This is a genomic window from Leisingera sp. F5, assembly GCF_001593695.1.
Map to the genome: position 1 here is coordinate 1 of NZ_LUKH01000731.1, position 1,765 is coordinate 1,765.

The window sequence follows — 1,765 nt, forward strand, 5'->3', positions numbered from 1 at the left end:
TTCGAAGCTTTCGTTCAGGAGGGCTTCGAAATCCTCCATTGATACGTTTTGAGCCATGAGGTCTCAGATTTCCTTTTCATACGGTTTTTCTGGCCATGCGGTTGTCTCCGCCGGTCTTGGTTAGCCGTAAAGGACGTAGCCCGGATCACATCTGATCAAACAAACACAAAGGGCCGAGGTGTGCCTCAGCCCTGCTCAGATGTGTCATCCGGACATTGACCGCCCTTGTACCGACAGCGCGCGTATAGGCGGATTCCCAGTTGCGTGCAAGGGGGAACAGCGGCGGGGCAAGCAGGCTGGAGCCTGTCTAAACATCATCGGATAGCGCGTGCACGAACGCGTTTGTGATCTCAGCCCATCCCCGGGCTTTGTCAGCAAAATCCCCTAGCCTTGCGCCGGTACCGTCAGGCCCCAACAGAAACGGGGCTTTTGAACTTTCATATTGCCTCAGTTCCCCGCCAATCAAATCGCGCAGCGACTCCATGTACCTTTGTCCTGCTGCAACCTGCCCTGCCTTCTTCGCATACCACCAGCCATCGCCCGCGATAACCTTTCCGTTGCTTTCAATGTACCCTGCAGAAACAGTTCCTTCGGACGCTGTAGAAAATCGAAGCACAAGGGTCTTTCTGAATTCGGCTTCAATGCCCGCCTTCACTGTCAGATGCAGGAACTCCTTAAGGCATACGTCACCTCCGGGAACGGATTGATCAAGTTGCTCAAAAAACTCCACCTCAGATATTGTATAGGGTTGAGCTGGTGCGCCTTGCGAAGACGTATCGGGCAATTTTGAAGGAGCTTCGATCCTGATGCTGGCGTCTTCCGCGATCCGTACAACACCCCGCTCCACAAGCACTGTTTTCATCGGCACCCTGGGCACCACCAGAATCCGGTTCGGACCGTCTTTCCAAATGGTCAGGTCCAACAAGGCAAGCCCGGTGTGAAGACCGGCATGCATTTGCAAAAACTCGGTCAGTTCCTCAACACCTTCGCGAATGCCGTCAGTAATGATCATAACCATGAACCTTCCAGAGCGAAGCCTGCGTTCAACGGCATCAATGAATTGAGCTTCGTCCAGGAAGGCCTGTTCTGCGACTGCCTCCCAAAGGGTTTCACCCGCCATGGACTGGCCACGCAATACTGCGGCTTCGAACTCACTGTAATGCAGGCCATGAAGTGCCGCCGCATAATCCAATGCCTGAGCCACCACCTCGCGGCGGGCTTGCGGGTTACGGGCCAGCTTGCACTCTCCGATGATTATTCCTCCGGCAGGCGTCATCCAAAGATTATCCAGAATACCGGCGGTTGTCGGGAGCTCCATGCAAATGGGGATCAAAGGCGTGAAAGCTGGTTCGATTTCTGCCATTGGCATGATTTCAGGATGATCATGCACCAATTGCTGAAGGAAACTCTCCCGCAAATCACCGCTGTCAGGAGACCCAAGCAGCACGCGCTTCCAAGCAACGCCGTTCCCGTTCCCGTTCCCGTCAATCAGGATTGGTGCGGATTGAGGGGTGCGCAAGCTCACGGTGCTTGTGTTTCTGTGATGCCCATAGTCATTTATATGGAGGCCGACAGCCAGCTGTCCATACAACAGAACAGCTGGCTGACAGTGTCAGGATTAGAGTAAAGACGGCATGCCGGGAGTTTCAGGCTACCACCGTGTTATCACCGTTCAGGCCTCAGGCGATCTCGGTCACGATAGTGTCGCGGGATTTGCGGACCTTTTTCATCGGCAAGAGCCAGTCGCCCTGTTCTTCCCTGGTGC

General features: G+C 54.6%; 1 protein-coding gene. It reads right to left on the bottom strand.

Translation table 11 applies throughout. The annotated features are described in order from the left end of the window. Positions 1 to 307 precede the first annotated feature (307 nt). A complete protein-coding gene (locus A2I95_RS35345) occupies positions 308 to 1,525 on the bottom strand; it encodes a hypothetical protein (protein ID WP_156916817.1) in 1,218 nt (405 codons plus the stop codon). Positions 1,526 to 1,765 lie beyond the last annotated feature (240 nt).